The sequence below is a fragment of the Homoserinimonas aerilata genome (assembly GCF_006716125.1).
GTDB classification, from domain to species: domain Bacteria; phylum Actinomycetota; class Actinomycetes; order Actinomycetales; family Microbacteriaceae; genus Homoserinimonas; species Homoserinimonas aerilata.
The window spans coordinates 181,569-195,337 of sequence record NZ_VFOM01000002.1 but is presented as its reverse complement, the minus strand read 5'-3'; the positions used below and the strand labels follow the sequence as shown (position 1 = coordinate 195,337).

General features: G+C 66.1%; 12 protein-coding genes. 6 read left to right on the top strand and 6 right to left on the bottom strand.

Annotated elements, in window-relative coordinates; all coding sequences use genetic code 11:
• Positions 1 to 18 precede the first annotated feature (18 nt).
• From FB562_RS11155 to FB562_RS11135, 5 genes are all read left to right on the top strand, one after another.
• Complete coding sequence (locus FB562_RS11155) at positions 19 to 903, top strand: ABC transporter ATP-binding protein (RefSeq protein ID WP_141881377.1); 885 nt, start codon at positions 19 to 21, stop codon at positions 901 to 903.
• Positions 900 to 2,018, top strand: a complete 1,119-nt coding sequence (locus FB562_RS11150) for an ABC transporter permease (protein ID WP_281284321.1) — start codon at positions 900 to 902, stop codon at positions 2,016 to 2,018. Before FB562_RS11155 ends, FB562_RS11150 begins: the two co-directional genes overlap by 4 nt.
• Positions 2,019 to 2,055: 37 nt before the next feature.
• Positions 2,056 to 3,102 carry a threonine aldolase family protein gene (locus FB562_RS11145; protein ID WP_141881376.1) on the top strand — a complete coding sequence of 349 codons (1,047 nt, stop codon included), beginning with the start codon at positions 2,056 to 2,058 and terminating at the stop codon, positions 3,100 to 3,102.
• Between the two features lie 89 nt (positions 3,103 to 3,191).
• A complete protein-coding gene (locus FB562_RS11140) occupies positions 3,192 to 3,893 on the top strand; it encodes a cysteine hydrolase family protein (RefSeq protein ID WP_141881375.1) in 702 nt (233 codons plus the stop codon).
• A 21-nt stretch (positions 3,894 to 3,914) separates the two neighbouring features.
• Positions 3,915 to 4,559 carry an AmiS/UreI family transporter gene (locus FB562_RS11135; RefSeq protein ID WP_141881374.1) on the top strand — a complete coding sequence of 215 codons (645 nt, stop codon included), beginning with the start codon at positions 3,915 to 3,917 and terminating at the stop codon, positions 4,557 to 4,559.
• A gap of 55 nt (positions 4,560 to 4,614) precedes the next feature.
• Here FB562_RS11135 and FB562_RS11130 read toward each other — a convergent pair whose 3' ends face one another.
• From FB562_RS11130 to dnaK, 6 genes are all read right to left on the bottom strand, one after another.
• The gene (locus tag FB562_RS11130) at positions 4,615 to 6,768 is read right to left on the bottom strand and encodes an ATP-dependent Clp protease ATP-binding subunit (RefSeq protein ID WP_141881373.1); all 2,154 of its coding nucleotides are present in this window, start codon (positions 6,766 to 6,768) and stop codon (positions 4,615 to 4,617) included.
• Positions 6,769 to 6,852: 84 nt separating this feature from the next.
• Positions 6,853 to 8,019: a class I SAM-dependent methyltransferase gene (locus FB562_RS11125; protein WP_141881372.1), complete on the bottom strand. Its 1,167-nt coding sequence runs from the start codon at positions 8,017 to 8,019 to the stop codon at positions 6,853 to 6,855.
• Positions 8,019 to 8,435: a heat shock protein transcriptional repressor HspR gene (locus FB562_RS11120; RefSeq protein ID WP_141881371.1), complete on the bottom strand. Its 417-nt coding sequence runs from the start codon at positions 8,433 to 8,435 to the stop codon at positions 8,019 to 8,021. Before FB562_RS11120 ends, FB562_RS11125 begins: the two co-directional genes overlap by 1 nt.
• A 2-nt stretch (positions 8,436 to 8,437) precedes the next feature.
• Complete coding sequence (locus FB562_RS11115; RefSeq protein WP_141881370.1) at positions 8,438 to 9,430, bottom strand: DnaJ C-terminal domain-containing protein; 993 nt, start codon at positions 9,428 to 9,430, stop codon at positions 8,438 to 8,440.
• A 145-nt stretch (positions 9,431 to 9,575) separates the two neighbouring features.
• Complete coding sequence (locus FB562_RS11110; RefSeq protein ID WP_141881369.1) at positions 9,576 to 10,157, bottom strand: nucleotide exchange factor GrpE; 582 nt, start codon at positions 10,155 to 10,157, stop codon at positions 9,576 to 9,578.
• Positions 10,158 to 10,161: 4 nt separating this feature from the next.
• Positions 10,162 to 12,030, bottom strand: coding sequence for a molecular chaperone DnaK (gene dnaK, locus FB562_RS11105; protein ID WP_141881368.1), 1,869 nt, complete (start codon positions 12,028 to 12,030; stop codon positions 10,162 to 10,164).
• A gap of 251 nt (positions 12,031 to 12,281) precedes the next feature.
• Here dnaK and FB562_RS11100 point away from each other — a divergent pair, with 251 nt between their 5' ends.
• Positions 12,282 to 13,724: an MFS transporter gene (locus FB562_RS11100; RefSeq protein WP_141881367.1), complete on the top strand. Its 1,443-nt coding sequence runs from the start codon at positions 12,282 to 12,284 to the stop codon at positions 13,722 to 13,724.
• Positions 13,725 to 13,769 lie beyond the last annotated feature (45 nt).

Genomic DNA, 13,769 nt, shown 5'->3' with positions numbered 1-13,769 from the left:
TGCCCCTAGCGTGGAGTCATGCTCGAACTCACCGACATCAACCGCTCCTTCGGCGAGCGCACTGTTCTGCGCGATGTGTCGTTCACTGTCGAGGGGGGCCGCATGACGGGCTTCGTCGGCGGCAACGGCGCCGGCAAGACCACGACGATGCGTGTCATCCTCGGTGTGCTCTCCCCCAGTTCCGGCACGGTCACGCTTGACGGCGAGCCGCTCACGGCGGAGCGCCGCAAGCGCTTCGGTTACATGCCGGAGGAGCGCGGCCTCTACCCGAAGATGAAGATCGGCGAGCAGATCGTGTATCTGGGCCGGCTGCACGGCATGTCGAACGCGCAGGCCACCAAGAACACGGATGCTCTTCTTGAGCAGTTGGGGCTGGGCGAGCGCGCAGGCGACACCGTCGAGAGCCTCTCTCTTGGCAACCAGCAGCGCGCTCAGATTGCGGCGGCGCTCGTGCATGACCCTGAGGTGTTGGTGCTCGACGAGCCCTTCTCTGGCCTTGACCCGCTTGCCGTCGAGGTTGTGCTGAACGTGCTCAAGGATCGCGCCGCCCGCGGTGCGCCTGTTCTGTTCTCCTCCCATCAGCTCGACATCGTCGAGCGGCTCTGCGACGACCTGGTGGTGATCGCGGATGGCGAGATCCGCGCGAGCGGCTCCCGTGAGGGGCTGCGTGATCAGCACTCCGGCAACCGCTACGAGCTTCAGCTCGACGGTGATGCCGGCTGGTTGCGCGACGAGCCGGGCGTTACGGTGTCCGACTTCGATGGCGGTTTCGCCGTGTTCGACGCCGACAGCCCCGAGGTTGCCCAGCGGGTGCTGCAGAAGGCCGTGGGGCTGGCGCCTGTTATCCGTTTCGCCCCGCAGCATCCGTCTCTCGCTCAGATCTTCAAGGAGGTCATCCAGTGACCACGCCCCGCAACACCGATTATGAGACGCCCGGTTTTCTGTCGGCGACCTGGCTGGTCGCCGAGCGTGAGATGAGGATGCGGCTGCGCAGCAAGTCGTTCCTCATCTCGACGGGCATCCTGCTGCTGATTGTGCTCGCATCCGTTGTCATTGGCGGTTTCACCAGCCAGAACGTGTCGCTGGCGAAGGTTGCCGCTGTCGGTTCGGCCATCGAGGTTGCCGAGAGTTCGGGCGCTTTCGAGGTGACGGAGGCAGCGGATGTCGCTGCGGCCGAGAAGCTGGTTCGTTCTGGTGACGTCGAGGCCGCGATCGTGCCGAGTGATGACCCGACGGCGCCCCTCGGCGTGTCCGTGATCGCACTGGAGGATGCCCCCGGCAGTGTTCTGTCGATGCTGAGCGTCACACCCGATGTGCAGTTGCTCGAGCCGGTCGACCTCGGCCAGAATCCGTTCCTGATCTATCTGGTCGCGATCGGCTTCGGGCTCATCTACTTCATGTCGGCGATCACCTTCGGGCAGACGATCGCCCAGAGCGTCGTCGAGGAGAAGCAGACGCGCATCGTCGAGATCCTCATGGCGACGGTGCCCGTGCGGGCGCTGCTCGCCGGAAAGATACTCGGCAACAGCATTCTCGCGTTCGCGCAGATCGCCCTCATCGCGGCGCTCGCAGGGGTGGGGATGCTGGCCAGCGGTCAGGACATCCTGTTCGCCGACCTGGGGCTGTCGCTGGTCTGGTTCGTGGTGCTGTTCCTGTTCGGGTTCATCCTGCTCGCCGCGCTCTACTCGGCGACGGCGGCGCTCGTCTCCCGTCAGGAGGATATGGCGACGGCGACCGCGCCCGTCACCTACCTGGTGATGATCCCGTACATCCTGGTGATCATGTTCAACGACAACCCGCTCGTGCTCGGCATCATGTCGTATGTGCCATTCTCGGCGCCCGTGGGCATGCCGATGCGCGTGTTCCTGGGCACGGCGGAATGGTGGGAGCCGGTGCTGTCGCTGGCCATCCTGCTCGTCACGACGGCCCTGGTCATCGCGCTCGGTTCGCGCATCTACTCGAACGCGCTGCTGCGCATGGGCGCCCGCGTGAAGCTCAAGGAGGCCCTGCGCGGCTAACTGCCGCCGGGCCACTCGCGGGTGGCAGACTTGTGCGGTGAGACTTCATGATGAGACGGTGCGGCATTTCGCGAGCGACAACTATGCGGGTGCGCATCCTGAGGTGATCGCGGCGATCGCTGAGGCGAATGGCGGGCACCAGGTCGCGTACGGCGAGGACGACTACACGGCACGCCTCCGGCTGCGCGTGCGCGAGCTGTTCGGCGAGCAGGCGGAGGTGTTCCCCGTGTTCAACGGCACGGGTGCGAACGTTGTCGCCCTGACGAGTCTGCTGCCGCGCTGGGGCGCCGTCGTCACGGCCGCGACAGCGCACATCAACACCGATGAGGGCGGCGCCCCGGAGCGGGTGAGCGGTCTCAAGTTGCTGCCGGTGCAGACGCCCGATGGCAAGCTCACCCCTGAGCTGATCGACCGCGAGGCGTGGGGTTGGGGCGACGAACACAGGGCGCAGCCGCTCGCGGTGAGCGTGACCCAGTCGACCGAGCTGGGCACCGTGTATTCGGTGGAGGAGCTCCGTGCGATCTGCAAGCACGCGCACGCCCGCGGCATGCGCGTGCATCTCGACGGCGCGCGCCTGGCGAATGCGGCCGCGCACCTGGGGGTGTCGCTGCGCGAGATGACGACGGATGCCGGGGTCGACATCCTGAGCTTCGGCGGCACCAAGAATGGGCTGCTCTACGGTGAGGCTGTCGTCGTGCTCGACCCTTCGGCGGTCGACGGGCTGCTGTTTCTGCGCAAGCTGACCATGCAGTTGGCGTCGAAGATGCGCTTCGGCTCCGCCCAGCTGCTCGCGCTGCTGGACGATGGGCTGTGGTTGCGCTCTGCTCAGCACGCGAATGCGATGGCGGCCCGGCTGTTCGCCGCCGTCGAGGGCATCCCCGGGGTGACGGTCACGCAGCGGGTGCAGGCGAATGCGGTGTTCGCGGTGATCGCCCCGGATGCTGCGGCGCGACTGCGCGAGCGCTTTCGCTTCTACGACTGGAACCCGGCGACGGGCGAGGTGCGATGGATGACCTCGTGGGACACCACGGAGGCCGACGTCGACGCGTTCGCGGCAGCCATCCGGAGCGAACTGGGCACCTGAGCACAAACGAACGAAACAAATCGTCACCTGGGCCGGACGCGGCCGCCCACCTCCTAGCCTGAGGGTTACCTCGAACCTGGAGATGCCCCATGACGCTCGTCGACACCACCTTCCCGTCCAGCAATGTCGCTTCGATCCCGGAGCTCGCCGATCACTGGAAGAAGCTCGACCTGGCGGAGATCCTGCGCCGGCCCGCCGCATTCCTGTCGGTGAGTCAGTCGAATTCGCTGTACAGGCCGGGCGGCGCCCAGTTCGGTGAGCGGCACGATCTTCGCGGCAGCCTCGAGGCGACCGTCCGCTCCGTGGAGGCCGCCCGCGCGCGCGACAACTTCGTCTCGTTCAACTGGGTCGGCTATTCGGTGTTCCGCCAGGACTACCCGCAGACGGATTTCGACCGCGTGCAGTACGACTCGTGGACAGGCGGCGTCGACGCGACACCAGACCAGATCGCTTGGGACAACGAGCTTGTCGGCGAGCTGCGCGAGCTGGTGAGGCCGGGCGACAACGAGCTCTTCGAACGGGCGCTGCAGACAGCCTTCGTGGGCACTGACCTGCCGTTGGAGTTGGCCCGCAAGAAGGTCGAGGTCGTCGTCATCACAGGAATCCACACCGACTGGTGCATCGAGGGCAACGCCCGCGCCGCCCGCGACAACGGCCTGCTGCCGATCGTGATCGGCGACGCCACCGGATGCAACCGTCCCGAGAACGAGCCGGCCACATTCCAGCGCATCAACCAGTTCTTCGCCCCCGTGATCTCGTCGGCGACGTTCATCGAACTTCTCGGCGCCTGAGCCGGAGAACGGGACAGCACCATGGGTAACATTGGCCTGCTCTTCGTCGGTATCGTCCTGCTCGTCAACGGGCTCAACTCGCTCGGTGTGGTGCCGGCGCGCAGCGCCGCCATACTGAATCTCTTCGTCGGCACCATGCAGGTGGTGCTGCCGACGATCATCCTGATCCAGAACGGTTCGGATGCGGCGGTCGTCTCCGGCACCTGGCCCACCTACCTGTTCGGCTTCACCTACCTCTACTTCGGCCTGGGCATCCTTCTGAAGCTCGAGCCGGAGGGCTTCGGCTGGTTCAGCGCCTTCGTCGCCGCTCTGGCGTTCTACCATGCGATCATCAGCGTCGCCGGCGATCCGGTCTATGCGGTGATCTGGCTCACGTGGGGCATCATGTGGACCCTCTTCTTCCTGCTTCTCGCACTCGGCAGGTCGTCGCTCACCCGGTTCACCGGTTGGTTCCTGGTGCTCCTGGGCATCCCCAGTTGCTCCTTACCCGCCCTGTTGCTCATCAACGGCGTGTGGAGCACATCCCCCGCCGTCGGCGTCTTCGCCTTGGCGCTTCTCGCAGCGGCGACGGCACTCGCTGTGGCGCTCACGCGCTCGAGCGTGTTTCGCGATGCCGCCCGAGTCGAGGCAACCCCGTCGCCTGCGGTTGTGGCCGAACCGGCCTGAGCCAAATACCCCTCAAGCCGGGGGCATCCCCCAGGATGCCCGCCCCGAGCGGGCGTCAGACCTCCTGCTTGGCCACCGTCAGTGAGTCGGCGTCGGGGTCGATCGAGACGAGCACCATGTCGCCGTCGACGATCGTGCCGCCGAGGATGGACATGGCCAGCTTGTCGTCGATCTCCTTCTGCATGAGGCGGCGCAGCGGGCGTGCACCATAGATCGGGTCGTAGCCCCGTTCGGCCAACCAGCGCCGGGCATCCGGGGTCACTGCCAGGTCGAGTCGCCGACCTGCGAGTCGCGCGCCCAGGCGGTCGATGTACAGCTCCACGATCTGGGCGAGATCCTCTTCGCTGAGCGGCGAGAACACGACGATATCGTCGAGGCGGTTCACGAACTCCGGCTTGAAGGTCTGCCTCACAGCGAGCTGCACGGCCTCCTCCTTCATCTCAGGCGTCATGGTCTGGTCGACGAGGAACTGGCTGCCCAGATTGGAGGTGAGGATGAGGATCGTGTTGCGGAAATCGACCGTGCGGCCCTGACCGTCGGTGAGCCGGCCGTCATCGAGAACCTGCAGCAACAGATCGAACACCTCGGGATGCGCCTTCTCGACCTCGTCGAGCAGAATCACCGAGTACGGGCGGCGGCGCACCGCCTCGGTGAGCTGGCCGCCCTGCTCGTAGCCGATGTACCCGGGAGGGGCACCGACGAGGCGAGAGACGGAGAACTTCTCTCCGTACTCACTCATGTCGATGCGAATCATCGCCTTCTCGTCATCGAACAGGAAGTCGGCGAGCGCCCTCGCCAGCTCTGTCTTGCCGACGCCGGTCGGGCCGAGGAACATGAAAGAGCCTGTCGGCCTGCTCTCGTCGGCGATGCCGGCGCGTGAACGGCGCACAGCATCCGAGACGGCCTCGACGGCCTTCCTCTGCCCGACGAGTCGCTTGCCAAGCTCCGCCTCGAGGTGCAGCAGCTTCTCTGTCTCGCCCTGCAGGAGGCGCCCGACGGGGATGCCCGTCCAGGCGGCGACGACGGCCGCGATGTCGCCCTCGGTGACCTGGTCGTTGACCATACGGTCGCCCTGCACCTCGGCGTGCTCTGCCTCGGCGAGGCGCTTCTCGATCTTGGGGATGACCTCGTAGCTGAGCCGGGAGGCGGTGACGTAGTCGCCGTCGCGGATGGCCCGCTCGACGTTGATGCGCGCATCGTTGAGCTGCGTCTTGAGCTCACCGACGTCTTGCAGCGCCGTCTTCTCGTTCTTCCACCGCTTCTCGAGTTCGAGCAGCGTCTGGCGCTTCTCGGCCATGTCGAGGCGCAGCTTCTCGAGGCGCGCCTTCGATGCGGGGTCCTTCTCCTTCTTGAGGGCGAGCTCCTCGATGGTCATGCGGGCGACCATGCGTTCGAGTTCGTCGATCTCGACAGGCGAGGAGTCGATCTCCATCTTGAGCCGACTGGCGGCCTCATCGATCAGATCGATGGCCTTGTCGGGCAGCTGGCGGCCGGTGATGTAGCGGCTGCTGAGCGCGGCGGCCGCGACGAGCGCATTGTCGGCGATGGCGACCTTGTGGTGCGCCTCATAGCGTTCCTTGAGGCCGCGCAGGATGGCGACGGTGTCTTCGACGCTCGGCTCGCCGACGTAGACCTGCTGGAAGCGGCGCTCGAGTGCCGCATCCTTCTCAATGTATTCGCGGTACTCGTTGAGGGTGGTGGCGCCGATGAGGCGCAGCTCGCCGCGCGCGAGCATGGGCTTGAGCATGTTGGATGCCGCGACGGAGCCTTCGCCGCCGCCCGCGCCCATGAGCGTGTGCAGTTCGTCGATGAAGGTTATGACCTCACCGTCGGAGTCGTTGATCTCTTTGAGCACCGCCTTGAGGCGCTCCTCGAATTCGCCGCGGTACTTGGCGCCGGCGACGAGCGCGGCGAGGTCGATGGAGACGAGGCGCTTGCCCTTGAGGGAGTCGGCGACGTCACCGGCGACGATGCGCTGCGCGAGGCCCTCGACGACGGCGGTCTTGCCGACGCCGGGCTCGCCGATGAGCACCGGGTTGTTCTTGGTGCGACGGGTGAGCACCTGGCTGACACGACGGATCTCGGCATCACGGCCGATGACGGGGTCGAGTTTGCCTGCCCGCGCGATCTCGGTGAGGTCGAGGCCGAACTGTTCGAGCGCGCTCTTCGGCTCTTCGTCGCTTCCGGGCGCTCCCTGCATGTTGGCCATACGCACCTCTCCTCTCAAAGTTGAGCCTTACAGACTCAAATCTACTCGGGCATCGTGTGGGCTGCCGCCCGGTTCTCCCCGCCCTCAGCGAACAGAACCCCGCCTATCGTCATCTTGGTCGAGTCGGCCCTCAAAGGTCGACACCGTCACAGTAAACTTCGGGTTCTGGCCTGCGAGACGTGTCGGCCCGACCGCGCGCGTCAGCGCGGGCCGGTAGCGCAGATGCGAGTTGAACACCGTCCACAGTTCGCCGCCGGGCTTCAGCACCCGGGCCGCCTCATCGAACAGCGCCAGCGCGACGCCCGCATGCACGGCGGAGCCGACGTGGAACGGCGGGTTCAGCAGGATGAGATCGGCGCAGTCATCCGGCTGCGAACTCAGCCCCACATCTCGCACAACAGTGACGGGCAGCCCGTTCGCCTCAGCGGTGGCCCTGGTGGATGCGACGGCTGCGGCAGACTGGTCGCTCGCGAGAACGGCCAGGCCGGGGCGGCTCTTCGCCAGCGCGCAGGCCAGAATTCCGGTGCCGCATCCGAGATCGACCGCGGTGACGGCATCCGGTTTCATCTCGCGCAGAAAGCCGAGCAGGTAGCGGGTGCCGATGTCGAGCTTGGTGCCGGAGAAGGCGCCGCCGTGGGCGCACACCCACAGGCCGAGCTCATCATTGAACTCGCGCAGGGGGTACACGGTGTCGGGGGCCTGCTCGTGCACCCCGCGGGCGACAAGCACGCGCGACTTCTGCCGGGCCAGCGACGCCGTCACCGACGAGAAGTGACGGCCGAGCACCTCGTTCATCGCGGGCGTGAGGTGCTTGATGCGGCCACCCGCGAAGACGCGAACCTCGGGGTCGGCGTGGCGGGCGATGGCGGCGGCGATCTCGTCGAGCTCCGCCAGATTGCGGGGCAGCTGCAGCAGAACCGTGCGGGCTCCGGCCAGCAGCGCCTCGCCGAGCGGGTGGCTCACGAAGGTTCCGTCGAGGCCCACAAGTGCGGCGTTGTGGCCGAGGGCGAGCTCGCCGCTGAGCGGATCCTGGTGCACTCGGATGTCGAAGGCGTTGTGCAGCGCGGCCGCCCCCAGCGTGAGCGCACCGTAACGGTCACCGATCACGGCGACACGGTCGGGGGCGGATGCGATGGAGTCGGCAGCCTCATCAAGCAGCAGCCGGTCGCTCGCGTCGACGGCAAACAGGTTCTCGGCCTCCACGTCGGGAAAGCGACGCAGGCGCTCGAAGTCGAAAACGGGCGCGGCCATCAGCCACGCTCCAGTGGTCGCCAGACGACCAGCTGGTTGTGCCGGCGAGTACGCTCGCCTGCTCGCAGCGACTCGACACGGCCGGTCTCGTCCGCAGCGAAAACGCGCCGGCCCGGACGGTTGAGCAGTTCGTCGGCGAGCGCGCCCTCAAGCTCGTGCACGCGCTGCGCCAGCTCGGTGACCCTGTTCTCAAGCTCAAGGATGCGCCGGATGCCCTCCAGGCTGACCCCTTCAGCGCCCAGCGCACCGATCTCCCGCAGCTGCACGACGTCACGCATCGAGTAGCGCCGCGACTTGCCGCTGGTGCGCTTGGGGCTGACGAGCCCGAGCCTGTCGTATTGGCGGAGTGTCTGCGGGTGCATCCCCGCGAGCTCGGCGGCGACGGCGATCGCAAAGACGGGCGCTGTGGGGTCCATGCTCACCCCTTTCGGGCCCTCGCCAGCAGGTCGTCGCGCGGGTTCTCATCCGGAAGCGCCTTCGCGAGCGCCTTGACGGCCTTCTCCGCGTCGCCGCTCAGGTGGCTGGGAACAACGACCTGCACTGTGGCGAGCAGATCGCCGGCCCCCGCTGCTGCCGCGACGCCGCGCCCCTTGACCCGCAGGACTCGGCCGCTCGGGGTTCCGGGGGCGACCTTCAGTTTGACGGGTGAACCGCCGAGAGTCGGCACCTCGATGGTGGCGCCGAGAGCAGCCTCAGCGAAAGTGACCGGCACGTCGACGCGCAGATTCTTGCCGTCGATCTCGAACACCGGATGCTTGCGGACAGTGACCGTGAGGGTCAGGTCCCCGGCAGGGCCGCCGTCGATGCTGGCCTCGCCCTTGCCGCGCAGCCTGATCTTCTGGCCATCGTGCACGCCCGGGGGAATGCGCACCGTCATCGGCTTACCGTTGACGCCCTCGAGGCGCACGGTGTCGCCCTTGACGGCCGACTCGAAGTCGAGCGTGGTCGTCGCGTTCACGTCGCGACCCCTGCTGGGGCCGCCAGCACCGCGGAAGCCGCCGGATGTCTGCCCGAAATTGCCGCTGCCGAACAGGCCACCGAAGATGTCACTGAAATCTGCCGAGCCTGCACCGGCGGCCCCGGGGCGCTGCGCGCCGCCGCCGAACATCCCGCCGAACACGTCATCGAATCCGCCGGCCTGGCCGCGGCCGCCCGAGGTGAAGCGCGGCTGGCCGAGGCCCATTGCGCGCACCTGGTCGTACTCGCGGCGCGTCTCCGGGTCGGAGAGTACCGAGTTCGCTTCGCTGATCTCCTTGAAGCGGGACTCGGCCTTCGCATCGCCGGGGTTCGAGTCGGGGTGGTACTTGCGGGCGAGCTTGCGGTAGGTCTTCTTCAGCTCTGCATCGGACACATCCTTGGACACGCCGAGCACCTTGTAGAAGTCCTTCTCCAACCAGTCTTGGCTGGCCATCCGCGACTCCTCTCGAAAGTCTTACTGCGGGTTGATTGAGTAGCGCGGTGACCGACCTCGCAAGCTCGGTCGGCGCTGGGGTCGCACAATCGCTGGCGCGATTGTCCCTAGCTCCACCGCGCTACTCAACCAGCAGTTGTTGTTGTCAGTCCTCCTGCGGCACCGCGACGGCCACCTGGGCGGGCCGCAGCAGACGCTCGCCCAGCTGGTAGCCGACCTGGTGCACGTCGAGCACCGTCATGACGGTGACATCAGCGGAGGGCACCTGCGCGATCGCTTCGTGCAGGTTGTGGTCGAACTCGTCGCCCTTCTCGCCGACCCTGGTCAGGCCGGTGCGTTCGAGCGTCGCACGGAACTTCTGTGCGATGAGCGCGAATGCCCCATCGGAGAGGTCGCCGTGCGCTTCGGCCCGGTCGAGGTCGTCGAGCACGGGCAGCAGCGATCCGACAACGTCGGCGACGGCGAGGACGCGATTGGTTTCGCGATCCCGGTCGACCCGCTTGCGGTAGTTCGCGTATTCGGCCTGCAGCCGCTGCAGGTCGGCAAGGCGTTCTGCCGCGAGGTCACCTGCGGTCTCCTCGAGGAAGGAGAGGTCCGTGTCGTCGAGGCTTGTCTCGACGTCTGGCCCTTCCGCTTCGATGAGCTCTTCGTCTGTGCCGACGTCGGGGGCGGGAGCGTTCTCGTGCTGCTCGCCTTTGCCCTTCTTCTCGTTCTTCTTGTCACCCATGGTGCTACTTCGCCTGTCCGTCGGTGGGCTCGTCGTCGACAACCTCGGCGTCGACAATGTCCTCGTCGGCTCCTGCGGTCGCGTCGGGCTGCTCGCCGGCGGGCGCTGCGGCGTCTTCGGCCTGCGCTGCGGCGTAGATCTCTTCACCGATCTTCTGCTGGCTTTCGCTGAGCTTGTCGAGGGCGGTCTTCACGGCCGCCTCGTCGTCGCCGGCGAGTGCCGTCTTGAGCGCATCGATGTCAGCCTGAACCTCAGTCTTGACACCTTCGCTGAGCTTCTCGTCGTTCTCCTTGATGAGCTTCTCGGTCGAGTAGACGAACTGCTCGGCCGCGTTGCGCACCTCGGCGTCGTCGCGGCGCTTCTTGTCTTCTGCCGCGTGCTCTTCGCCCTCGCGAACCATCCGCTCGATGTCTTCCTTGGAGAGAGCCGAGCCGCCCGTGATGGTGATCGACTGCTCCTTGCCGGTGCCCTTGTCCTTCGCGTGGACCTGCACGATGCCGTTGGCGTCGATGTCGAAGGTGACCTCGACCTGCGGGATGCCGCGGGGTGCCGGGGCGATGCCCTGCAGCTCGAAGGTTCCCAGGTTCTTGTTGTCGCGGGTGAACTCGCGCTCGCCCTGGAACACCTGGATGGCGACGGACGGCTGGTTGTCGTCAGCCGTGGTGAACGTCTCGCTGCGCTTCGTCGGGATGGCCGTGTTGCGCTCGATGAGCTTCGTCATGATGCCGCCCTTGGTCTCGATTCCGAGGCTGAGGGGGGTGACGTCAATGAGCAGAACATCCTTGCGCTCGCCCTTGAGGACGCCCGCCTGAAGCGCGGCACCAACAGCGACAACCTCATCCGGGTTGACGCCCTTGTTGGGCTCCTTGCCGCCGAGCATGTTCTTGACGAGATCCTGCACTGCGGGCATGCGGGTGGAACCACCGACGAGCACAACGTGCGACACCTGGTCGACGTTGACGCCGGCCTCCTTGATGACGTCGTGGAACGGCTTCTTGGTGCGCTCGAGCAGGTCCGCGGTGAGCTCTTCGAACTTGGCGCGGGTGAGCGTCTCGTCGAGGTTCGCAGGGCCATTCTCGGTGAGCGACAGGTAGGGCAGCTGGAGGCTGCTGCTCATGGACGAGCTCAGCTCCTTCTTGGCCTGCTCTGCGGCTTCCTTGAGGCGCTGCTTGGCGATCTTGTCGGTGGAGACGTCGACGCCGGTGGTCTCCTTGAAGCGCTTGATCAGGTAGTCGACGACGCGCTGATCCCAGTCGTCGCCGCCGAGGCGGTTGTCGCCGGCGGTCGAGCGCACCTGGATGGTGGAGAAGTCGTCATCCTTGCCCACCTCGAGGAGGGAGACGTCGAAGGTTCCGCCGCCGAGGTCGAAGACGAGGATGAGCTCGTCTTCCTTGCCCTTGTCGAGGCCGTACGCGAGCGCGGCGGCGGTGGGCTCGTTGATGATGCGCAGCACGTTGAGTCCGGCGATCTCACCGGCATCCTTCGTGGCCTGGCGCTCCGAGTCGTTGAAGTATGCGGGAACAGTGATGACGGCATCCGTCACAGGCTCGCCCAGGTACTGCTCAGCGTCACGCTTGAGCTTGGCGAGGATGCGGGCCGAGATCTCCTGGGGCGTGTACTTCTTGCCCTCGATGTCCTGGGTCCAGTCGGTGCCCATGTGGCGCTTGACGGATGCGATGGTGCGGTCGACGTTGGTGACCGCCTGGCGCTTGGCCGTCTCGCCGACGAGAGTCTCGCCATCCTTCGTGAAGGCGACGACCGAGGGGGTCGTACGGAAGCCCTCCGCATTCGCGATGACGGTCGGCTCACCGCCTTCGAGTACAGAAACCACAGAGTTGGTGGTTCCGAGGTCGATTCCTACTGCACGTGCCATGCGCGTTCTCCTTCTTACTTGCTTACGTTTCTCGCGGGTTGAGTCCGACCGGCGGGTTGAGTAGGCCCTCTAGGGCCGTATCGAAACCAGAAGCGCCAGTGAGACTTGAGCCTCATGCACTCAAGTTTATTCACCGTCGATTTGCTGTCAAGCCAGATCCGCAAAACTTGAGTCACTCACACTCAACTTACAGTTGAGGCACTCGCGAAGAAAGCCACCAATTGTTTACCGGGCACCGCTAGCCTGAGCGCATGAGCAACGAGTCCCCTGACGGCGACACCACGGGCAGCGACGTCACCGCGACCAGTATCCACGTGCCAGCAGCAGCCAACTCGGGCGCCATCGGCGCGATGGGCCGTGACCTGCCCGACGGCGAGCACAGCATCCCGCGCAAGCAGGTGTTCTCATGGGCCCTGTGGGACTGGGCGACACAGCCGTTCAACTCGGTCATCCTCACCTTCGTCTTCGTTGCCCTGTATCTCGTCGGCGACAGCTTCATCGACCCGGCCATCGTTGCGCTCGGCACCGACAGTGCCGACTACAAGGCAGCATCCGCCGCCCTCGACAGCCAGTTCGGCTTCGCGCTCTTCATCGGTGGCCTGTTCGTCGCCGTTCTCGCCCCCGTCATGGGGCAGCGCGGCGACTCCTCGGGCAACCGCAAACGCTGGCTGCTGATCAACACACTTCTGCTCATCGTCTGCATGGCGCTGCTCTTCTTCGTCGAAGCCGCTCCCGCGTACTTCGTTCTCGGCATCTCCCTTGTATCCGCCGGCAGCGTCTTCAGTGAGATCGCCGGAGTGCACTACAACGCGATGCTCGCGCAGGTCTCCACGCGGCGCACCGTCGGCAAGGTCAGCGGCCTCGGGTGGGGCTTTGGCTACCTCGGCGGCATCGTCGCTCTCGTCATCGTTGTCATCGTGACCCAGCTCGACTGGTTCGGCATGGACACCAGCAACGGTATGGCCTACCGGATCATCGCCCTCGGTTGTGCCGTCTGGGCCATCGCGTTCAGCATCCCGATCATGCTCAATGTTTCCGAAAGCGCGGGGCGCACTGACCGGCCCAAGGTCGGGTTCTTGCGCAGCTACGTCGTGCTCGGCCACGACGTTGCACGCATCTTCCGCACCAGCCGCAGCACCTTCTGGTTCCTCATCGCCAGCGCCATCTACCGCGACGGGCTGGCCGGCGTCTTCGCCTTCGGCGCCATCATCGCCGCCAAGGTGTTCGGCTTCAGTAATAACGAGGTGCTCATCTTCGGCATCGTCGCCAACCTGGTTGCCGGCATCTCGACCATCCTCTCCGGTCGCCTCGACGACCGCTTCGGAGCCCGCGCCGTCATCATGACCGCACTCGGTGGCCTCATCGTCGCCAGCCTTGTCGTATTCTTCCTGCACGATCAGGGGGTCATCGTGTTCTGGGTGGTGGGCCTGGTGCTCTGCATGTTCGTCGGCCCAGCCCAGGCCTCCAGTCGCTCGCTTCTCGCCCGTCTCGCCCCCGCAGGGCACGAGGGTGAGATCTTCGGTCTCTATGCAACGACGGGGCGCGCCGCGAGCTTCATGGCACCCGGCCTGTGGGCACTCTTCACCAGCGTCTTCGTCGGAACCCACTGGGGCATCCTGGGCATCGCCATCGTGCTCCTCGTCGGCTTCGTGTTCATGCTCTTCGTGCGCACCCCGCAGCACGTGCGCGGCTGAGTCTCGCGCCGCCGGACGTAACAGGGGTGGCGGATGTCGGTGGGA